Below are 20,879 nucleotides of genomic sequence, written 5' to 3' on the forward strand. Positions count from 1 at the left end.
CATGATCCGACTTGAAACCATCCTGACCCCCGGCCGTTCCCTCGTGAACGTGCCGGGCGGCAGTAAGAAGCGCGCCCTGGAAAAGGTCGCCACCATCATCGCCGAACAAGTGCCGGAACTGGAGATGCAAGTCGTCTTCGAAAAGCTGGTCGCCCGGGAAAAACTCGGTTCAACCGGTTTCGGCAATGGCATCGCCATTCCGCACTGCCGGCTTGAAGGCTGCTCCGCGCCAGTCAGCGCCCTGCTGCACCTGGAAGCACCCATCGATTACGATGCCATCGATGGCGCGCCGGTAGACTTGCTGTTCGTCCTGCTGGTCCCTGAAGCCGCCACCGATGCCCACCTGGAACTGCTGCGCCAGATCGCCAGCATGCTCGACCGCAAGGACGTGCGTGATCGCTTGCGTTCGGCCACCAGCAACGAGGCCTTGTACCAGGTTGTCCTGGACGTACAGAACGAGCACTGAACATGCGCCTGATCATCGTCAGCGGCCGGTCTGGCTCCGGCAAGAGCACCGCCCTCGACGTCCTGGAAGACAACGGTTTCTATTGCATTGACAACCTGCCCGCCGGGCTGCTGCCGCAGCTCGCGGAAAATGCACTGATCAACACCGAACTGCTGCAGCCGAAAGTGGCAGTGTCGATCGACGCCCGCAACCTGCCCAGCCACCTGTCGCGCTTCCCCGAGCTGCTAGCCGACGCCCGTGCCCGCCACATCCAGTGCGATGTGCTGTACCTGGATGCCGATGAAGATACCCTGCTCAAGCGGTTTTCAGAAACCCGCCGCCGCCACCCGCTGACCAACGCCGACCGCTCGCTGGCAGAGGCCATCCGCGTGGAGAGCGAACTGCTGGGGCCGATTGCCGACCTGGCCGACCTGAAGATCGACACCACCAGCCTGAACCTCTACCAGTTGCGTGACACGATCAAGTTGCGCCTGCTCAACAAGCCCGAGCCTGGTACCGCATTCCTGGTCGAGTCATTCGGCTTCAAACGCGGCATGCCGGTCGATGCCGATCTGGTGTTCGACGTACGCTGCCTGCCCAACCCCTACTGGAAGCCCGAATTGCGTGAGCACTCCGGCCTGGAACAGCCGGTGATCGACTACCTGGCCGCGCAGCCAGACGTCGAGGACATGTTCAACGATATTTCCAGCTACCTGCTCAAGTGGCTACCCCGCTTCGCAGCCAGTAACCGTGCCTACGTGACCATTGCCATTGGCTGCACCGGCGGCCACCATCGTTCGGTGTACATCACCGAACGCCTCGGCCAGTTGCTGCAACAGTCCCTGAAAAACGTCCAGGTCCGCCACCGCGACCTCTAGCCCAAGGATCCGCCCCACGATGCCCGCCCGCGAAATCACCATCATCAACAAGCTGGGCCTGCATGCCCGGGCGGCAGCGAAGTTCGTCGGCGTGGCCGGCCGCTTTCCCTGCCAGGTGCGGGTCGGCCGCGCGCCGGACAAACTGGTAGACGGCAAAAGCATCATGGCCGTGATGATGCTGGCGGCTGGCAAGGGTACCCAGGTGCACCTGCATACCGAGGGTGAGCAGGACAACGATGCCATGGACGCGCTGGTCGAGTTGATCAACAACTACTTCGACGAAGGCGAGTAAGCCTCCAAGCCCTGCACCGCGCCCACAGTGTGCACCCCTTCAACCTGACCAAAGATCAGGACAGCGCGGTATCCATCACCATCATCAGGCAAAAGCCGATGCACAGCCCCAGGCTGGCCAGGCGGTGATGGCCGTTGCTGCGCGATTCGGGGATGACTTCCTGGGTTACCACCAGCAGCATCGCGCCGGCTGCGCAGGCGAGCCCCAGGGGCAGCAGCAATTCGGCGACATTCACCAGCCAGGCACAGATCACCGCAGCCACAGGCTCGACCAACCCCGAAGCCGCGCCGATCATGAACGCCTTGAAGCGCGGCATGCCCGCCCCTGCCAACACCAGGGCAATCACCAGCCCCTCGGGCACATCCTGCAACGCGATGCCCATGGCCAGGCTGTCTGCGTCAGCCATGCCACCCCCGGCTGACACACCAATCGCCATGCCTTCGGGAATGTTGTGGGCAATGATGGCAATGACGAATAGCCAGATTCGCGCGGCGATCACCGGCTGCTGCGCACTGCCAACCAGCGCTTGCGGCGAGGCGTTGGAGACCTTGAGGTCGATAAGGAACAGGCACAACGCGCCGAACATCAAGCCGAAGCTGATCAAGCCACCCGCACCCCATGGGCTGAAGCCGATGGCCTGGGCCGCATCCAGCCCGGGCATGATCAATGAAAATGCCGTAGCCGCCAGCATGACCCCGGCGCCGAAGCCCAGCAAGGTGTCGGCCAACGCCACCGGCATGTTACGAATGACCAGCACCGGTACTGCGCCCAGCGCCGTGCCCAGCGCACACAAAGCGCCGCCCTCCAGGGCGCGCAGCATGCGCGGCGCCAAGTCCAGCCAGGCAAGACCGCGCGCCGCCAGCAGCGCGGTACCCGCCAGCAACAGCAAGGCACCCAGCGCCTGGCGAAACAGGCGCACACTGCTGACCGACATGACCTCTGAGCGCATACCGGTTCGACTCACTTCAGGGCTTCGAGATAGCGGTGTTGCACTTGCGCCCAGTCGATGACGTTGTAGAAGGCACCAATGTATTCCGGGCGGCGGTTCTGGTATTTCAGGTAATACGCATGCTCCCACACGTCCAACCCGAGAATCGGCGTGTTGCCATGCATCAGTGGGCTGTCCTGGTTGCCGCTGCTTTCCACGACCAGGGTTTTCTGCGGCGTTACGCTGAGCCAGGCCCAGCCGCTGCCGAAGCGGGTCAGGGCGGCCTTGGTGAAGGCTTCCTTGAACGCGTCGAAACCGCCCAGTTGCGTGGTGATGGCTTGTGCCAGCTCGCCCGTGGGCTCACCCCCGCCCTGCGGCGACATCACGGTCCAGAACAGGCTGTGGTTGGCGTGACCGCCACCGTGGTTGGTCACGGCGCCACGCAGCCGCTCCGGCAAGTCCCCGACCGCAGCGACCAGTTTTTCGACTGGCCATTCAGCCCACTCGGTGCCTTCGACGGCGGCGTTGAGGCCATTGACGTAAGTCTGGTGGTGCCTGGTGTGGTGGATCTCCATGGTCTGCGCGTCGATGTGCGGCTCCAGCGCGTCGTAGGCGTAAGGCAAAGCAGGCAAGGTATGGGGCATGTCAGTGAATTCCGTAGGCTTGAGTACTGGGTACCACGCCGGCCGGGGCAGCGAGTTCGCTGGCGCCGATGTTGTGGCGGTTGAGCAGGCGTTCGGTACGCGGGTACTGGCCGTACTCCGCGATGAAACCGAGCAGTTCGGTGTAGGTACGCCCACTGTGGCGCAGGGCTGCGTCCCGCAGCGCCTGTGGCAAGCGGGCTTGCTGGCTGGCCTGTAGCAGCCACTGGTGCGCGGCACAGAGGTAATCGGCACTTTCATGCGGCTGGTTCAGGCGCAGGTGCAGGTCGGCCAGGTTATGGTGAGCGACGACCAGGGCAGCCACCGCTTCGTCGACGTCATGCCAGCGCTCGAACAGCACCTGGGCCAGGGCCAGGGCTTGCAGGTAATGTTCCCGGGCATCGACCAGCTCGCCTTGTTCGAACAGGCGGTTGGCCAGTTCCATGGTGCGTTTCCAGTGCTGCATGTCTGTTTCCTCGGCGGTAAGGCAGTGTCAGATGCCGCCAGCGGTGAGTTTTTCCGGGTCCAGCAGCGTTTCCAGCTGGTCCCGCGACAGGTCGGTATGCTCCAGGGCGACATCAATGATCGGGCGACCTTGCTGGTAGGCGGTCTTGGCAATTTCAGCGGCCTTCAGGTAGCCGATGATCGGGTTCAGTGCAGTGACCAGGATCGGGTTGCGCGCCAGCGCCTCCTTCAGCTTGCCCTCGTTGACCTTGAAGCTGGCAATGGCTTTGTCGGCCAGCAGGCGGCTGACGTTGGCCATCAACTCGATGCTCTCCAGCAGGTTGCGTGCGATCAGCGGCAACATCACGTTCAGTTCGAAGTTGCCCGACTGCCCGGCCACGGCGATGGTGGCGTCGTTGCCGATGACCTGCGCGGCGACCATGGCCGTAGCCTCCGGGATGACCGGGTTGACCTTGCCTGGCATGATCGAAGAGCCCGGCTGCAGACCCTGCAGTTCGATTTCCCCAAGGCCGGCCAGAGGGCCCGAGTTCATCCAGCGCAGGTCGTTGGCAATCTTCATCAGTGCCACCGCTGTGGTCTTGAGCTGGCCGGACAGGGCTACCGCGGTATCCTGCGAACCGATCAGGGCAAACAGGTTGTGCCCCGGCGTGAACTGGACCTGGGTCAGGCCGCTGAGCTGGCGCGCGAAAGCGGCAGCGAACTGCGGGTGGGCATTGATGCCGGTGCCCACTGCGGTGCCGCCCTGGGCCAGCGCCTGCAGGCTTGGCAGGGTGGCTTCGATGTGCGCCTTGGCACCTTCGATCTGCGCTGCCCAACCGTCCAGCACCTGGCTCAGGCGCACGGGCATTGCATCCATCAGGTGGGTACGGCCGGTTTTCACGTACTGATGCACCTGCCTGGACTTGGCCTCGATCACCTGCACCAGGTGCGCCAGGGCAGGTAACAGCTGCTCATGCACGGCGAGGGCAGCGCTGGCGTGAATGGTGGTGGGAATGATGTCGTTGCTGCTCTGGCCGCAATTGACGTGGTCGTTGGCATTGACCGGCTCGCCGAGCACACGGCTGGCCAGGGTGGCGATCACCTCGTTCGCGTTCATGTTCGAGCTGGTGCCCGAGCCTGTCTGAAACACGTCGACCGGGAAGTGCTGGATGTAGTCCTGCGCCAGCAGCTGTTCCACCGCCTTGACGATGGCCTGCCCCTGGCCGGCGGACAGTTGCTCCAGCTCTACGTTGGCCTTGGCCGCAGCCGCTTTGGCCAGCAGCAAGGCACGAATGAACTGGGCCGGCATGCGCTGGCCGCTGATCGGGAAATTGTCGACCGCGCGCTGGGTCTGGGCGCCATACAGGGCTTGGGCCGGCACCTGCAATTCACCCATGCTGTCGCGCTCGATACGGGTATCACTCATCATCAAATCCTTGCATCAGTTCATCGGGAGAAATCGACGGCAGCAGGCTGCAGTTCGCCAACTGAATGGCGTAGGGCTGCCAACGCTGGTTCTGGGCCTGGCGGTCGAGGTTGCGCAGGTCCAGCAACGGCCGCCAGGCCTGGTCCAGGCACAGGCAGCGCCAGTACCAGGGCAACATGCGGTCGCAGGCGGTGTCGAGCAGCAGGCGGAAGGAGGTCAACGCCACCGTCCATGGCGAGGTTTCGGTACAGCACACCAGGTAACGGCCTTCGGCCAGGTAGTGCTCGATCAGGCGCGGCTCGTCAGGTTCGAGCGCGCAGCGGATCCGGCGGCTGAGCCAGCGCCAGTTTTCCAGGTAGGGCAGTTCGCGGAGGACGGAATTCATGAACATCATCGCCGAGCTACTGGATAATGATATTCATTATTAATTGATAAATAGAATCACTTCAAGGGGAGCTGATGAAAGAAAAAACCCGGCGCGAGGGCCGGGTCTTGTATTCCACTGAAATTCTTTATTGCCGGTACCGGCCTCTTCGCGGGCTTGCCCGCTCCCACAGGGGATTGCATAGGCTTCAAGCTGTGGGAGCGGGCGAGCCCGCGAATGGGCCGGTACAGGCAATGAATCAGCTACCTGCCACAGTCATCCGCTCGATCAGCACCGACCCGGTGTGGATATTGCTGCGGGTTTCAAGATCGCTGCCAATCGCGACAATCTGCTGGAACATATCCTTCATGTTGCCGGCAATCGTCACTTCCTGCACCGCATGCTGGATTTCACCATTCTCGACCCAGAAACCCGCTGCCCCACGGGAGTAATCACCCGTCACCATGTTCAGGCCATGGCCCATCAGCTCGGTCACCAAAAGCCCACGCCCCATACGCCGGATCAGGGCAGCCTGGTCCTCGACGCCGTGGCTGACGAACAGGTTGTGTACACCCCCCGCGTTGGCCGTGCTGGGCAAGCCCAGCTTGCGCCCCGAATAGGTACCCAGCAGATACGACACCAGCTCGCCTTTGTCGACGAACGGTTTGGCGTAGGTCGCCAGGCCGTCGGCGTCGAACGCTGCACTGGCCAGCGCGCGCGGAATGTGCGGGCGCTCGTCGAGGGTCAGCCAGGACGGGAACAGGCGCTGGCCGATGCTGCCTTCGAGGAACGACGACTTGCGGTACAGATTGCCGCCGGAAATCGCCGACAGGAAGCTGCCGAACAAACCGCCTGCCAGTTCTGCGGAAAACAGCACCGGCACTTCGCAGGTTGGCACCGGGCGCGCGCCGAGGCGGCTGGCGGCCCGCTGCGCGGCCCGCACACCAATGCTGCGCGGGTCGGCCAGCAGGTTGCCCTGGCGGTTGACGTCATACCAGTAATCGCGCTGCATCTGCCCGTCGCCTTCAGCGATCATCACGCAGCTCAGGCTGTGCCGGGTCGAGGCGTAAGCACCGATGAACCCGTGGCTGTTGCCATACACGCGGCAGCCCTGGTGGGTGTTGAGGGTGGTGCCATCGGCATTGAGGATGCGCGGGTCGGCATCGAACGCCGCCGCTTCGCACGCCAAGGCCATCTCGATGGCTTTCTCGGGCTCGAGAGCCCAGTCGTGATACAGGTCCAGGTCCGGAATTTCCCGGGCCATCAACGCCGCGTCCGCCAGGCCCGAACAGTCGTCCTCGGAGGTGTGCCTGGCAATGGCCAGCGCTGCCGCGACGGTTTCCCGGATCGCCTCCGGGCCACTGGCCGAGGTACTGGCCGAGCCTTTGCGCTGGCCAACATAGAGGGTGATGCCAAAGCCCTGGTCGCGGTTGAATTCAACCGTTTCGACCTCGCGCTGACGTACCGTGGTGGACAGGCCCTGCTCCAGCGACACGGCCACTTCGCAGGCACTGGCCCCTTGGCGGCGCGCTTCGGCGATGATCGCCTCGACCTGCTCTTGCAATGCTGGCAGGTCTTTCGGACCTACGCTCTGGACTGCACTCATGGTTCTCTCCACTCAAATTCTGCGTTCGGCGAGGGTCATTCTACGACCGGGCCGGACAAGCGGCCCCCGACTGGTTATCATGGCGGCGATTTCTAGCGGACTGCCACCATGGTTGATTCAAACGACGACGCCTTCGACGGCGAAAAAAGCAAAACCCAGATCAAGCGCGAGCTGCATGCGCTGGTCGAACTCGGCGAGCGCCTGACTACGCTCAAGGCCGATACCCTGGCCCGCCTGCCGTTGACCGACGAGCTGCGCAAGGCCCTGGCCGAGGCCAGCAAGCACACGGCTCATGGTGCGCGTAAACGCCACATGTCGTTCGTCGGCAAGCTGATGCGCGTGCAGGACCTGGATGCCATCCATGCCCTGCTCGAGCAGATGGACAGCTCGACTCGCCAGTACAACGAACGCTTCCACGGCCTGGAACGCTGGCGCGACCGGTTGATCGACGGTAACGACGAAGACCTTGAACGCTTCGTCAACGAATACCCCGACACCGATCGCCAGCAACTGCGTTCGCTGGTGCGCCATGCCCAGCACGAGAAGGCGCGGAACAAACCGCCGGCCGCCGCGCGCAAGGTGTTCAAGTACATCCGCGACCTCGACGAGTTGCAGCGCGGGTTGCGCTGACAGGCTGAGGCCCTGCGGGAGCGGGCGTGCCCGCGAAGCAGGCGACGCGGTGCCCGGCACCGGCTTCGCCGGTGTTCGCGGGCAAGCCCGCCCCCACAATGGCCCCAAAGGCCATCACGCGCCGGTACCGCCCACGGTGATCGCATCCAGCTTCAGCGTCGGCTGCCCAACCCCGACCGGCACCGATTGCCCGTCCTTGCCGCACGTCCCTACCCCGCTGTCCAGCGCCAGGTCGTTGCCGACCATCGACACCCGGCTCATCGCCTCCGGACCATTGCCAATCAAGGTCGCGCCCTTCACCGGTGCGGTAATCTTGCCGTCTTCGATCAGGTAGGCCTCGCTGGTCGAAAACACGAACTTGCCGCTGGTGATGTCCACCTGGCCACCCCCGAGGTTGGCGCAGTAGATGCCCTTCTTCACCGAGGCGATGATTTCCTGCGGGTCGCTTTCGCCGGCACGCATGTAGGTGTTGGTCATGCGTGGCATCGGCAGGTGAGCGTAGGATTCGCGGCGACCATTGCCGGTCACTGCCATGCCCATCAGCCGCGCGTTCAGCTTGTCCTGCATGTAGCCCTTGAGCACACCGTTCTCGATCAGGGTGGTGCACTCGGTCGGCGTACCTTCGTCATCCACGCTCAGCGAACCGCGGCGGCCTTCCAGGGTGCCGTCATCGACGATGGTGCACAGGCTCGACGCCACTTTCTCGCCAACCCGGCCACTGAACGCCGAGCTGCCCTTGCGGTTGAAGTCACCTTCCAGGCCATGGCCGACCGCCTCGTGCAGCAGCACGCCCGACCATCCCGAGCCCAGCACCACTGGCAAGGTACCGGCCGGCGCCGGGATCGCTTCGAGGTTCACCAGGGCCTGGCGCAGCGCCTCACGGGCGTAGCCCATGACCCGCTCTTCGGTGAAGAAACGGTAGTCGGTACGCCCGCCACCACCCTGCCCGCCGCGTTCGCGACGGCCGTTCTGCTCAACGATGACGCTCACATTGAAACGCACCAGCGGCCGCACATCTGCAGCCAGGCTGCCGTCCGCTGCAGCGATGAGGATGCGCTCCCAGACCCCGGCCATGCTCACGCTGACCTGCTGGATACGCGGGTCAAGCGCGCGGGTCGCGGCATCGACACGCTTCAGCAACTCGACCTTTTCGGCACGGCTGAGTACATCGAGCGGGTTGTCCGCCGCATACAGCGCGGTCACTGACGGGCTGCGGAAGGCCTGCACGGTGCCGTTCTGCCCGGCGCGGGAAATCGAACGCGCGGCGCGCGCGGCCGACGTCAGCGCTTCAAGGTTGATGGCATTGCTGTAGGCGAAGCCGGTCTTTTCACCGGACTGGGCACGCACGCCCACGCCTTGGTCCAGGTTGAAGCTGCCCTCTTTGACGATGCCGTCTTCCAGCGCCCAGGTTTCCGAAATCTGGCCCTGGAAATACAGGTCGGCAGCGTCGATGCCGGGGCCGGCCAATTCACCGAGCACGCTTTGCAGGCTGTCCAGGGTCAAGCCGCCTGGGGCCAGGAGCTGCTCACTGACGGTGGATAACATCTGGCTCATAGTCACTCCAAGGTGGGCGCAGGCCGCAATGCGTCCTGCGAAAAAAAGCGCCGGTGCGATACCACCGGCATGCGCGCCCGGATGGACGCCTGTTCTTCAATGTCGCGCTCGGCAAGCAATACCGCTTCGCCTTGCGCCTGTTGTGCCACGATCCGCCCCCAAGGGTCGACGATCGCCGCATGGCCATGGGTTTCCCGTGGGCCTGGGTGGGTACCGCCCTGCGCTGCCGCCAACAGGTAGCACTGGGTCTCGATGGCCCGGGCGCGCACCAGCACGTCCCAGTGTGCTGCGCCGGTTACCGCAGTGAACGCCGCCGGTGCGCTGATCAGTTCCGCGCCAGCGGCACGCAACGCGCTGTACAACTCTGGGAAACGCAAGTCGTAACATACGCTCAACCCCAGCTGCCCGACCGGCGTGTCCGCCACCACCACGTGTGCGCCATGGGCAAAATCATCCGATTCACGGTAGCGGCCGCGGTTATCGGCAACGTCCACGTCGAACAAGTGCAGCTTGTCATAGCGCGCAGCCACTTCACCGTGCTCATCGATCAGCAGCGAGCAGGCATGTGCCTTTGCGTCGGGCTGGCCGACCGGTGGCAAGGGCATGGTACCGGCGACTATCCATAACCTGAGGTCGCGGGCGGTACGTTTCAACCATGGCAGGATAGGCCCGTTCCCCGATGCCTCGGCTCGGCCGATGGCAGCGGCGTCCTTGCGGCCCATGGCAGCGAAGTTTTCCGGCAGCACCGCCAGCCGCGCACCACCCTGTGCAGCCTGCTCCAGCAAGGCACCGGCACGCTGCAGGTTGGCCAGCACGTCGTCCTGGCTGACCATCTGGATCACCGCTGCCTTCATGGGCACTCCTGGCACTATTTCTCGAAGGGTTTCACAAAGGTGATTCTAGGCTCTTTCCACGGCCCTTCGACACGGTAATGCACGCTGGCAAAACGCGAGACGCGGTCACCGATCAGCCGGTCGACCAGGAACAACGCCCCGCCCACGGCTGGCGCCCCCACGATCAACGCGGCCAGCGGCAGGTTGTTGGTCACCGGCAGGCTCACCTGCAGGTTGGCATTGACCTGGTCACGTACCAGGTCCAACGTGCCCTCCAGCTCGAAGCTGCTCGACGGGCCGGTCATGGTGATCGGTTCGCGGGTCACGTACACACCATTGCTGGCCGCCAGCAGGCCTTTGACACGGTCATAGGCCAGGCCTTTGTCGAACAGGTCGGAGAAGTCCAACCGCAGGCGTCGGCCAATCGAATTGAAGTTGAGCAGGCCAAAGACCCGCAACGCCTGGGCACTGCCATCGACCTCGACGAACTGGCCAGACCGCAACGCCGCGTCCATGCTGCCCGAGAAGCGCGTCAGGCTGACGGCAGCCGGCGAGCCTGGCCAGCGGCCGTCCACGTCCAGGCGGAAGTCGCGGCTGGTGACGGTCGGGGCAAAGCCCCAGGCCTTGAGCACGTCGCCCAGGTTCTTGCCTTGCAGGCGGCCTTTGTACCAGCTGCTGGTCTTGCCCGTTTCGCCCTCCCAGCCACCGCCACCGCCAATGCGCAGGCCCTTGAAGTCAAGAGCGATATCGCTGGCGGCAACCCCGCGTGCAGTGGGCCGCAGCTTGATCGAAGCGCTGCCGAACAGGTCGTCACCGCGGTACAGCTTGTCGATGCTCAGGTCCAGCGCCGGGACTTTGCGTGGGTCGAAGGTGGCAAGCGGGTCCGGCCCATCTTCGGCGCGCTCCTGGGCTTGTTTTTCCGCAGGGCTGGGCGCTGGCAGCCGCAGCGTCTGCAGGCGCACGACCATCGGCGCACCCTTGGCATCCGGCACGCGGGCATCGCCGATGACTTCCTGGCTGTCGAGGCGCAGGTCCCAGGCGGGGCCGCCTCGGCTCAACCGTACCAGGGCCTGGTTCAGCTCGGTGCCAAACGCCTTGAGCTGGCCAATGCTCAGGTCCACGCTTTGCAGCATCTGCCGCGCACTGCCACCTGGGTCGTCTCCGCCCAGCCGTGAGGCCTGCTGTTGCCAAGGGGCCAGGTCCAGCGTTTCGAGGCGCCCACGCACGCGCAGGCCCTGTGCAGCGGGCAGTTGGGCGTCACCGGTGCCCAGCAACAACTCGCCCCGGCCTTGGCCGAGCTTGTCGGCCGGCGCGGCGTAGGCAGCACGGGCAAGGTCACCGTAGCCGGCGTCGAAACGCCGCTCCGGGCCCTGTAGCGTCATGCTGAAGCGGCTGTCGCGGGTTTCCGCGGCCGCCTTGCCGAATGGCGCTGGCAAATCGACCGCCAGCCCCTTGAGGTTGGAGTTGACGCTCAAACGATTGTCGCGGCTGCCCAGGCTCAGTTGCAACTGGTAAGGCAGGTCGCCGGAAGCCGGCAGGGCTTGCTTGAACTGCAGCCAGTCGGTCAACGCCTTGAGCGCTACCTGGCCATTGGCATCGATGCGGGTCTGCATCTGCCCAGGTTGGCCCTCGGCCGTTATCTGCGCCGTGACGGGCTTGCCGAAGGCCTGCAGGCTGATGCCCTTGCCGCTGAGGCCTTTGTCGAAATCGAAGCTGAAGTCACCTTTCAAGCGGCTCAGCTCAAGGGTGGGCGGGGCGACCTTCAGGCGCGCGTCATGGGTGGCGAAGTCTACCTGCACTTTGGGCCGCTGCCCGTGAGCCAGCGGGATATCGAGCTTGAGCTTACCCTTCAGCGGCCCTTCACCCTCCCAATCGGCGAAGATCTCACCGGTGCCGATGGGCGCTTGCTTGAGGATCTTCAGGCCATCACCCAGGCTGCCATCGAAATTGCCCGTCAGGAACAGGTGGCTCTGCTGGCCCTCGTCGACATGCGGGATGTCGACGTCGACGTCACTGACCTGGGTGTCCAGCAGCACCCCGCGCCGGGCCTTGACCCGCACGCCGCTGTCCTCGATGAAGACGTCGCCATCCACATGCTGGACTTGCGGCCAGCCCGGCTGGAAGTCCAGTGCGGCGTCATGCACCTTGAAGAACAGGCTGATACTGCGTGCCTCTGGCGCCGCGCCATGGTTCAGCGAGCCCTGGTACTGGAAATAGCCTTCGTCCACCGCGCCCTTGACGATTGCGCTGCGCAGCCACTCGTCGAGGGCCGGGCTGAGCACTTCGGGCAGATACTTGGCGGTATAACGGCCATCGCCGTCGGTCAGGCCGACGCGCAGGTCCATGTAGTCCTCGCGGCCTTCCTCGAACAGCAGGCGAATCAGGAAATCGCCGGCAATCTTGCCTTCTTCGCCCAGCACCTTCAGGTAGGGCGCGACAAGGGTGAAGCCCTGCTTGTCCAGCACCCAGGTCAAGCGCGCGTTGGCCTTCTGGTAGTGCCAGGGTTTGGCGAAGATCGGGTACAAGTGAAGCATGAAGGCTTCAGTGTCCAGGCGCAGCTCGCCGTGGCCCAGGTCGCCACTGATACTGCCGCTGACGTTACCCGCAGCCGGGGCACTGTGATAAGCATTGAAACCGACCTTGTCCAGGTTGGCCTCGAACTGCAGGCGCTGGTCGCCTTCGGCCTTGGGCCGGGCCTGCAGCCGCACGTTGCGCAGACCACCGGTCACCTTCAGGCCAGTGACCGCCGCCATGGCCGCGTCGGGTAGCGGTGCCAGGGCCTCGATCAGCGGGGTCAGGGGCGTGAGGTCGAGCCGGTCGGCCTGCACCTGCCAGCTCTCATCGGCCGCCTGCTCACCGGGGCGCTGCTGCACCTGCAGGTGCGTCTCCCAACGGCTTTTACCGAGGTCCATGGCCAGCGAGTCGACCACAACGTCGAAGCCCTGGTCGCGACGCTGGAACCAGGCGCCCATGGCCAGGTTGCTCAACATGGCGGCCTTGCGCCCGCTGTAGGCGCCTTTGAGCTCAGGGGCATTGAGCCGCACCACGGCCTTCTGCAACTGCCCCTCGCCCCAATCGACCCAGAACTCGCCGCCTGCACGCAGTGCGTCGGCATGCCATTGGCCCAGCAGGCTGGGCGGCAACCACTGCGACCAGTCGCTTTGCGGCAGGCTCAGGTAGGCCTCGACCTGGCCGTCACGCCAAGCCTCGGCAGAAACACGACTGCGCAGGTTCATCGCCAGGGGCTGGCCATCGGGCAGCGTCGCCCGCAGGTCCAGGGCCTGCCGCGAGGGGCCGGCCTGCAAGCCGGCACTCACATACGTCAGGGTCAGCGGGTCACGCTGCCACGGGTGCACGGTGACCTGGCTGTCGAACACATCGACGCGGCCCAGTTGGCGCAGGCGCTGCAGCAACTCGGCAGGGTTCAGCGGCGTATCGTCCTGCTGCGGCAGGCCCTCAAGGTTCCAGGCGCCCTGCCCGTTCTCGCGCACGATCAATTGCAGGCCACCGAGCTGGATACGCGACAGGCGTACCTCACGCGCCAGCAGGCTGGCCCATACATCAGGCACGACCATGACCTCATCCAGGCGCAACGCCTTGGCACCTTCGCCCAGTTGCAGGTCGCGCACCCGCAATACCGGCGCCAGGCCGCTCCAGCGCCCCTCCAGGGCGCCCACATGTACCGGCATGCCAAGCGCTTGCTCGGCCTTGCTCTGCACGTCGGCACGGTACTCGGCTACCAGGGGTATCAATGCACGGCCGAGGCTGACATACAGCGCCACCAATACCGCCAACAAGGCGCATATGCCCAGCCCCCAACGGGTCAAGGCAACAAGAACGCGGGTCAGACGTCCCATGGCCGTGGCCCTCCAAGTCGTTTATCCATGATGGCCCGTCGCACGGGTTTCGCCAGCGCGACGAGGCAGCGACGTGTTGCTGAGGGCCTCAGAGCAGCACCACGTCGTATTGTTCCTGCGAATACATCGACTCGACCTGGAAGCGAATGGTTCTACCGATGAAGGCTTCCAGTTCGGCAACGTTGCCCGACTCTTCGTCCAGCAGGCGGTCAACCACCTTCTGGTTGGCCAGCACACGGTAGCCTTCGGCCTGGTAAGCACGGGCCTCACGCAGGATCTCGCGGAAAATTTCGTAACAGATGGTCTCGGGGGTTTTCAGCTTGCCACGCCCCTGGCAAGCCAGGCAGGGCTCGCACAGCACCTGCTCCAGGCTTTCGCGCGTGCGCTTGCGGGTCATCTGCACCAGGCCCAGCTCAGTGATGCCGATGATGTTGGTCTTGGCATGGTCGCGTTCCAGCTGTTTTTCCAGGGTGCGCAGAACCTGGCGCTGGTGCTCTTCATCTTCCATGTCGATGAAGTCGATGATGATGATGCCGCCGATGTTGCGCAGGCGCAGCTGCCGGGCGATGGCGGTAGCGGCCTCGAGGTTGGTCTTGAAGATGGTTTCTTCAAGGTTGCGATGCCCAACGAAAGCCCCGGTGTTGACGTCGATGGTGGTCATCGCCTCGGCCGGGTCGACCACCAGATAGCCACCCGACTTGAGCGGCACCTTGCGCTCCAGCGCGCGCTGTATTTCGTCCTCGACGCCATACAGATCGAAGATCGGCCGCTCGCCAGGGTAGTGTTCGAGGCGGTCGGCGATTTCCGGCATGAGTTCGCTCACGAACTGCATGGTTTTCTGGAAGGTTTCCCGCGAGTCGATGCGGATCTTCTCGATCTTCGGGTTGACCAGGTCCCGCAGGGTTCGCAGGGCCAGGCCCAGGTCTTCGTAGATGACCGTCGGTGCACCGCAGGTCTTGATCTGGCTGCCGATCTGCTCCCACAGGCGGCGCAGGTAGCGGATGTCCTGCAGGATTTCCTCGGCCCGCGCGCCTTCGGCGGCAGTGCGCAGGATGAACCCGCCGGCATCCTTGATGTTCTCGCTCTCCATGCAGTTGCTGACCACCTGCTTGAGGCGCTCACGCTCGGCTTCATCTTCGATCTTCAGGGAAATGCCAACGTGGCTGCTGCGCGGCATGTACACCAGATAACGCGAAGGGATCGACAACTGCGTGGTCAGGCGCGCGCCTTTGGTGCCAATCGGGTCCTTGGTCACTTGTACCACCAGCGCCTGGCCCTCGTGCACCAGCGCCGTGATGTTCTCGACCGCCGAGCCTTCGCGCTGGGAAATTTCCGAAGCATGGATGAACGCCGCGCGTTCCAGGCCAATGTCGACGAAGGCGGCCTGCATGCCTGGCAGCACACGCACCACCTTGCCCTTGTAGATATTGCCGACGATGCCACGGCGCTGAGTGCGCTCGACGTGCACTTCCTGCAGCACCCCGTTTTCCACCACCGCCACGCGTGACTCCATCGGGGTGATGTTGATCAGGATCTCTTCACTCATGGCAGGCTCTCGTCAAAAGTTTCTTGTAATGATGGATGGCGAAGGCAGAGCTGGCTACCGCGGGTTTGTTACCTCTGTTGCAGGCACGAGCGGCTGCCAGCAGGCAATGCCAAACTGGCCGAGCAATTCTGCGGTTTCACACAGCGGCAAACCGACCACTGCCGAATAGCTGCCGGCCAGGCCGGTGACGAACACCGCACCCAGGCCCTGGATGGCATAACCGCCTGCCTTGTCCGCCGGCTCGCCGCTAGCCCAGTAACGTTGCGCTTCGTCGGCACCGATCGGGCGAAAATGCACGCTGCTGGCCACGCACAGGCTGCGCACGCGCAGGCCATCGGTCAAAGCGACGGCGGTCAGCACCTGGTGCTCGCGGCCAGCCAGATCAGCCAGCATGGCCAAGGCATCTTCGCGGCTTTGCGGTTTACCCAGAATACGCCCCTCGAGCACCACTGCCGTGTCTGCACCAAGCACCACAGCACGGCGCTCGGGGGCCGTGGCGTTGTCGGGGTGGGCGAGGCAGCCCAGGCCGGCGGCAGCCTTGGCCCGGGCCAGACGCTCGACGTAAGCCTGGGCGCTTTCATCGGCCAGCGGGGTTTCGTCGATGGGGGCGCTGATGACGCTGAACGGCACGCCGATCTGGGTCAGCAATTCACGGCGGCGAGGCGAGCCGGAGGCCAGGTAAAGCGGGTTCATGCAGACATCTCCCTGTCAGCGGCGCATCGCCGTCAGTTGATACGCAAGCGGCGACGCAGGTCGCGCAGGGCGAAACTGATCCACGGCCAGAGCAAGGCGCTGATCACCGCCGACCAGACCAGTGCCAGGGTGGGCAGACGGTTGCCGGTCAGGGCGCTAAGCCACAGCTGGATCAGCTGGGCAATGCCGAAGATCACCAGAATGACCAGGCTTTGCTGCCACATGGGGAACATGCGCAGGCGCTGCTGCAAGGACAGCACCAGGAAGGTGATCAGGGTAAGGATCAGTGCGTTCTGCCCGAGCAAGGTGCCGTACAGCACATCCTCGGCCAGACCCAGCACGAACGCTGTGGTCATGCCCACCTTGTGCGGCATGGCCAGGGTCCAGAACGAAACCAGCAAGGCCAGCCACATGGGCCGGAACACTTCCATGAACTGCGGCATGGGCGAGACGCTGAGCAGCAGGCCGATGGCGAAAGTCAGCCAGATCACCCAGCCGTTGTTGCGGCGCGATGCAGCCATCATTGTCTCCGGGTGTGGGCGGGGGCAGCTGGCGCTGCCGCCGGGGCAGCACTTGGGGCCGCAGGCTGCGCGGCCGGGGCCGTTGGCGTGGCCGGGCTGGCCGGCGCTGCAGGGGTACCCGTGGCCGGTGCGGCCTGCTCGCCGGTTGTGGCTGGCTGGCCGGCGGGCGCGGTGCCCTTGCGGTCGGCTTCTTCCTGGGCCATGGCAGCATCGGTGGCACGCTGCTCTGGGGTGCGCCGGTCACTGAACACCAGCAGCATGTAGCGGCTGCGGTTGAGCGCGGCGGTGGGGATGGCACGCACGATAGCGAACGGCTGCCCGGAGTCGTGGATCACTTCATTGACGGTGGCCACCGGGTAGCCGGCCGGGAAGCGCTGGCCCATGCCGGAACTGACCAGCAGGTCGCCTTCCTTGATGTCGGCGGTATCGGCCACATGGCGCAATTCCAGGCGCTCGGGGTTACCGGTACCGCTGGCGATCGCGCGCAAGCCATTGCGGTTGACCTGCACCGGAATGCTGTGGGTGGTGTCGGTCAGCAGCAGCACCCGCGAGGTATAGGGCATCAACTCGACCACCTGCCCCATCAGGCCGCGGGCATCGAGCACCGGCTGGCCAAGGAACACGCCGTCACGCTCGCCCTTGTTGATCAGGATACGGTGCGTGAAGGGGTTGGGGTCGACCCCGATCAGCTCGGCCACTTCGACCTTTTCGTTGACCAGCGCCGAGGAGTTGAGCAATTCGCGCAGGCGCACGTTCTGCTCGGTCAGGGCCGCCAGCTTCTGCAGGCGCCCCTGCAGCAGCAGGGCCTCGGTCTTGAGCTTCTCGTTTTCGGCAATCAGTTCGGTGCGGCTACCGAACTGGCCCGCCACGCCCTGCCAGGCACGCTGCGGCAAGTCGGTGATCCAGTACGACTCCATCAGCACCAGGCCCATCTGGCTGCGCACCGGTTTGAGCACGTCGAAGCGCGCGTCGACAACCATCAACGCGACTGACAGCACCACCAGAACGAGCAGGCGAACGCCCAGCGAAGGGCCCTTGGAGAAAAGCGGTTTAATGGGCCGTTCCTCGTGGACGACTCAGGAGGTCATTGGACATGGGACAACGCACCAGCCTGGTTGCGGGTTGACGGATACGGCGCCCGTGTGGGCGCCAGCCCAGCACATACAGGTAGCACTGTGCGTACTACCTGTAAACCGGGCGCTCATGAACCGCGAGCAGGATCACTCGCTGGAGAGCAGGTCCATCGCGTGCTTGTCCATCATCTCCAGGGCGCGACCACCGCCACGGGCGACACAGGTCAGCGGGTCTTCGGCGACGATCACCGGCAGGCCGGTTTCCTGGGCCAGCAGCTTGTCGAGGTCACGCAGCAGCGCACCACCACCGGTCAACACCAGGCCACGCTCGGCGATGTCGGAGGCCAGCTCGGGCGGCGATTGCTCGAGGGCGCTCTTCACTGCCTGAACGATGGTCGCCAGCGACTCCTGCAGCGCTTCGAGCACTTCGTTGGAGTTCAGGGTGAAGGCACGCGGCACGCCTTCGGCCAGGTTACGGCCACGCACGTCGACTTCGCGCACTTCGCCGCCCGGGTAGGCAGTGCCGATTTCCTGCTTGATGCGCTCGGCGGTGGACTCGCCGATCAGGCTGCCGTAGTTGCGGCGCACGTAGGTCACGATGGCTTCGTCGAAGCGGTCACCGCCAACACGCACGGACTCGGCGTAGACCACACCGTTGAGCGAGATCAGGGCGATTTCGGTGGTGCCGCCACCGATATCGACGACCATCGAACCGCGGGCCTCTTCTACCGGCAGGCCGGCGCCGATGGCGGCAGCCATTGGCTCTTCGATCAGGAACACTTCACGGGCACCGGCACCCAGGGCCGACTCGCGAATGGCGCGGCGCTCTACCTGGGTCGATTTGCACGGTACGCAGATCAGCACGCGCGGGCTTGGCTGCAGGAAGCTGTTCTCGTGAACCTTGTTGATGAAATATTGCAACATTTTTTCGCAAACGCTGAAGTCGGCGATCACGCCGTCCTTCATCGGACGAATGGCTGCAATGTTGCCAGGCGTACGGCCCAGCATGCGTTTGGCTTCGGTACCGACGGCGACGACGCTTTTCTGGTTGCCATGGGTACGGATGGCAACAACCGAGGGCTCATTCAGGACGATACCGCGCTCACGCACGTAAATAAGGGTGTTGGCAGTACCCAGGTCGATGGAAAGATCGCTGGAAAACATGCCACGCAGTTTCTTGAACATGGGAAAGTGACCCTGGGGAAAGCGTGGGTAAAAAAGTGCGGCAAACTCTAACAATGGCAGGGATTTTGGGCAAGGAGCCAATATGTTAAATTGGCTGTTTTTCCGAGCACGCCAGCAGAAATTCGCGGCTGTTAGACCGCCAAAAAGCTGACATGTTCCTCACTGCGGACCTAAATTCCGTTCTTTGTTTCCCTTGGAGATCCCCATGGCGCTTGAACGCTGCGACGTGGAAAAGATCGCCCATCTGGCCCGCCTGGGCCTGAATGATGGCGAACTGCCACGTATTACCGACGCCCTCAACAGCATTCTTGGGCTGGTCGACCAGATGCAAGCTGTCGACACCACTGGCATCGAGCCTCTGGCTCACCCGCTGGAGGCCAGCCAGCGCCTGCGTCCCGACCAGGTCACCGAAAGCAACCAGCGCGACGCCTACCAGGCCATCGCGCCATCGACCGAAAGCGGTCTGTACCTGGTTCCCAAAGTCATCGAGTAAGGGATAGAGCCTGCCATGCACCAATTGACCCTGGCCGAGATCGCCCGCGGACTCGCCGACAAGTCGTTTTCTTCCGAAGAGCTGACCGGCACGCTGCTGGCGCGCATCAAGCAGCTCGACCCACAGCTCAACAGCTTCATCAGCGTCACCGACGAGCTGGCCCTGGGCCAGGCGCGTGCTGCCGACGCCCGTCGCGCCGCTGGCGAGACCGGCGCGCTGCTGGGTGCGCCCATCGCCCACAAGGACCTGTTCTGCACCAACGGCGTGCGCACCAGCTGCGGCTCGAAGATGCTCGACAACTTCAAGGCGCCGTATGACGCCACCGTGGTCGCCAAGCTGGCCGAAGCCGGCATGGTCACCCTGGGCAAGACCAACATGGACGAGTTCGCCATGGGTTCGGCCAACGAATCCAGCCACTACGGCGCGGTGAAGAACCCGTGGAACCTGGAACACGTGCCAGGCGGCTCGTCCGGCGGTTCTGCCGCGGCCGTGGCGGCGCGCCTGCTGCCAGCCACCACCGGCACCGACACCGGCGGGTCGATCCGCCAGCCGGCGGCGCTGACCAACCTCACCGGCCTGAAACCGACGTACGGTCGTGTTTCGCGCTGGGGCATGATCGCCTACGCCTCCAGCCTCGACCAGGGTGGCCCACTGGCGCGAACCGCCGAAGACTGCGCCTTGCTGCTGCAAGGCATGGCCGGCTTCGACGCCAAGGACTCCACCAGCATCGAAGAGCCGGTGCCGGACTACAGCGCCAACCTCGGCGCCTCCTTGCAGGGCCTGCGCATCGGCCTGCCCAAGGAGTACTTCGGTGCAGGCCTGGACCCACGCATTGCCGACCTGGTCCAGGCCAGCGTCAAGGAGCTGGAAAAGCTCGGTGCCGTGGTCAAGGAAATCAGCCTGCCGAACATGCAGCACGCCATTGCCGCGTACTACGTGATCGCACCTGCCGAGGCCTCGTCCAACCTGTCGCGTTTCGACGGTGTACGCTTCGGCTACCGCTGCGAGGCGCCCAAGGACCTGACCGACCTGTACAAGCGTTCGCGTGGCGAAGGTTTCGGCGTTGAAGTCCAGCGCCGCATCATGGTCGGCACCTATGCCCTGTCGGCCGGCTACTACGACGCGTACTACGTGAAGGCGCAACAGATCCGCCGCCTGATCAAGAACGACTTCATGGCCGCTTTCAACGAGGTCGACCTGATCCTTGGCCCGACCACGCCCAACCCGGCCTGGAAGCTGGGCGCCAAGAGCAGCGACCCGGTCGCCGCCTACCTCGAAGACATCTACACCATCACCGCCAACCTGGCGGGCCTGCCGGGCCTGTCGATGCCCGCGGGCTTCGTCGACGGCCTGCCGGTCGGCGTACAGCTGCTGGCGCCGTACTTCCAGGAAGGCCGGTTGCTCAACGTCGCGCACCGCTACCAGCAAGTGACCGACTGGCACACCCGTGCCCCCAACGGCTTCTGAGGA

Annotated in this window: 20 protein-coding genes; 6 read left to right on the top strand and 14 right to left on the bottom strand. The window is 64.4% G+C overall.

Annotated elements, in window-relative coordinates; translation table 11 throughout:
• The first annotated feature begins 1 nt into the window (after position 1).
• The 3 genes from ptsN to QME24_RS13730 are packed head-to-tail and all read left to right on the top strand — an operon-like array spanning position 2 to position 1,615.
• Positions 2 to 466, top strand: a complete 465-nt coding sequence (gene ptsN, locus QME24_RS13720) for a PTS IIA-like nitrogen regulatory protein PtsN (protein ID WP_009683041.1) — start codon at positions 2 to 4, stop codon at positions 464 to 466.
• 2 nt (positions 467 to 468) lie between these two features.
• A complete protein-coding gene (rapZ, locus tag QME24_RS13725) occupies positions 469 to 1,323 on the top strand; it encodes an RNase adapter RapZ (RefSeq protein WP_009683042.1) in 855 nt (284 codons plus the stop codon).
• Between the two features lie 19 nt (positions 1,324 to 1,342).
• Entirely contained in the window at positions 1,343 to 1,615 is a 273-nt protein-coding gene (locus tag QME24_RS13730) for an HPr family phosphocarrier protein (protein WP_009683043.1), read from the top strand.
• A 55-nt stretch (positions 1,616 to 1,670) separates the two neighbouring features.
• On the opposite strand, the gene QME24_RS13735 is transcribed toward QME24_RS13730, so the two are convergent.
• The 6 genes from QME24_RS13735 to pmbA all read right to left on the bottom strand — a co-directional run bounded on the left by QME24_RS13735 (position 1,671) and on the right by pmbA (position 7,024).
• A complete protein-coding gene (locus tag QME24_RS13735; protein ID WP_009683044.1) occupies positions 1,671 to 2,564 on the bottom strand; it encodes a ZIP family metal transporter in 894 nt (297 codons plus the stop codon).
• Positions 2,565 to 2,575: 11 nt separating this feature from the next.
• Positions 2,576 to 3,187 carry a superoxide dismutase gene (locus tag QME24_RS13740; RefSeq protein WP_029887551.1) on the bottom strand — a complete coding sequence of 204 codons (612 nt, stop codon included), beginning with the start codon at positions 3,185 to 3,187 and terminating at the stop codon, positions 2,576 to 2,578.
• 1 nt (position 3,188) lies between these two features.
• Entirely contained in the window at positions 3,189 to 3,650 is a 462-nt protein-coding gene (locus QME24_RS13745; protein ID WP_029887552.1) for a hypothetical protein, read from the bottom strand.
• Positions 3,651 to 3,677: 27 nt separating this feature from the next.
• Positions 3,678 to 5,054, bottom strand: coding sequence for a class II fumarate hydratase (locus QME24_RS13750; RefSeq protein WP_054881433.1), 1,377 nt, complete (start codon positions 5,052 to 5,054; stop codon positions 3,678 to 3,680).
• Positions 5,047 to 5,448 (bottom strand): FagA protein, encoded by a 402-nt coding sequence (locus QME24_RS13755; protein WP_281690867.1) that lies wholly within the window; start codon positions 5,446 to 5,448, stop codon positions 5,047 to 5,049. Before QME24_RS13755 ends, QME24_RS13750 begins: the two co-directional genes overlap by 8 nt.
• Before the next feature lie 229 nt (positions 5,449 to 5,677).
• Positions 5,678 to 7,024 carry a metalloprotease PmbA gene (gene pmbA / locus QME24_RS13760; RefSeq protein ID WP_054881434.1) on the bottom strand — a complete coding sequence of 449 codons (1,347 nt, stop codon included), beginning with the start codon at positions 7,022 to 7,024 and terminating at the stop codon, positions 5,678 to 5,680.
• 108 nt (positions 7,025 to 7,132) lie between these two features.
• Between pmbA and yjgA the strand changes: the two genes are divergently transcribed.
• Positions 7,133 to 7,654 (top strand): ribosome biogenesis factor YjgA, encoded by a 522-nt coding sequence (gene yjgA, locus QME24_RS13765; protein WP_009683052.1) that lies wholly within the window; start codon positions 7,133 to 7,135, stop codon positions 7,652 to 7,654.
• 114 nt (positions 7,655 to 7,768) lie between these two features.
• Here the strand turns inward: yjgA and tldD are convergent, their stop codons facing one another.
• The 8 genes from tldD to mreB all read right to left on the bottom strand — a co-directional run bounded on the left by tldD (position 7,769) and on the right by mreB (position 18,916).
• Entirely contained in the window at positions 7,769 to 9,208 is a 1,440-nt protein-coding gene (tldD, locus tag QME24_RS13770) for a metalloprotease TldD (RefSeq protein WP_009683053.1), read from the bottom strand.
• A gap of 2 nt (positions 9,209 to 9,210) precedes the next feature.
• Positions 9,211 to 10,062: a carbon-nitrogen hydrolase family protein gene (locus QME24_RS13775; protein ID WP_054881435.1), complete on the bottom strand. Its 852-nt coding sequence runs from the start codon at positions 10,060 to 10,062 to the stop codon at positions 9,211 to 9,213.
• Between the two features lie 14 nt (positions 10,063 to 10,076).
• Entirely contained in the window at positions 10,077 to 13,898 is a 3,822-nt protein-coding gene (locus QME24_RS13780; RefSeq protein WP_281690868.1) for a YhdP family protein, read from the bottom strand.
• An 88-nt stretch (positions 13,899 to 13,986) separates the two neighbouring features.
• Complete coding sequence (gene rng / locus QME24_RS13785; protein WP_009683058.1) at positions 13,987 to 15,444, bottom strand: ribonuclease G; 1,458 nt, start codon at positions 15,442 to 15,444, stop codon at positions 13,987 to 13,989.
• A 54-nt stretch (positions 15,445 to 15,498) separates the two neighbouring features.
• Positions 15,499 to 16,137 (bottom strand): Maf family protein, encoded by a 639-nt coding sequence (locus tag QME24_RS13790; protein ID WP_281690869.1) that lies wholly within the window; start codon positions 16,135 to 16,137, stop codon positions 15,499 to 15,501.
• A 32-nt stretch (positions 16,138 to 16,169) separates the two neighbouring features.
• Positions 16,170 to 16,658: a rod shape-determining protein MreD gene (mreD, locus tag QME24_RS13795; protein WP_029885529.1), complete on the bottom strand. Its 489-nt coding sequence runs from the start codon at positions 16,656 to 16,658 to the stop codon at positions 16,170 to 16,172.
• The gene (mreC, locus tag QME24_RS13800) at positions 16,658 to 17,713 is read right to left on the bottom strand and encodes a rod shape-determining protein MreC (protein WP_080709180.1); all 1,056 of its coding nucleotides are present in this window, start codon (positions 17,711 to 17,713) and stop codon (positions 16,658 to 16,660) included. The genes mreD and mreC overlap by 1 nt, the downstream gene beginning before the upstream one ends.
• Positions 17,714 to 17,878: 165 nt before the next feature.
• On the bottom strand, positions 17,879 to 18,916 hold the full coding sequence (gene mreB / locus QME24_RS13805; protein ID WP_003255163.1) for a rod shape-determining protein MreB: 1,038 nt from the start codon (positions 18,914 to 18,916) through the stop codon (positions 17,879 to 17,881).
• A gap of 205 nt (positions 18,917 to 19,121) precedes the next feature.
• On the opposite strand from mreB, the gene gatC reads away from it, so the two are divergent.
• Positions 19,122 to 19,409: an Asp-tRNA(Asn)/Glu-tRNA(Gln) amidotransferase subunit GatC gene (gene gatC / locus QME24_RS13810; RefSeq protein ID WP_003255165.1), complete on the top strand. Its 288-nt coding sequence runs from the start codon at positions 19,122 to 19,124 to the stop codon at positions 19,407 to 19,409.
• A 15-nt stretch (positions 19,410 to 19,424) separates the two neighbouring features.
• On the top strand, positions 19,425 to 20,876 hold the full coding sequence (gene gatA / locus QME24_RS13815; protein WP_029885531.1) for an Asp-tRNA(Asn)/Glu-tRNA(Gln) amidotransferase subunit GatA: 1,452 nt from the start codon (positions 19,425 to 19,427) through the stop codon (positions 20,874 to 20,876).
• Positions 20,877 to 20,879 lie beyond the last annotated feature (3 nt).

This window comes from Pseudomonas sp. PARCl1 (genome assembly GCF_947311875.1).
In the GTDB taxonomy this organism is placed as follows: Bacteria; Pseudomonadota; Gammaproteobacteria; order Pseudomonadales; family Pseudomonadaceae; genus Aquipseudomonas; species Aquipseudomonas juntendi.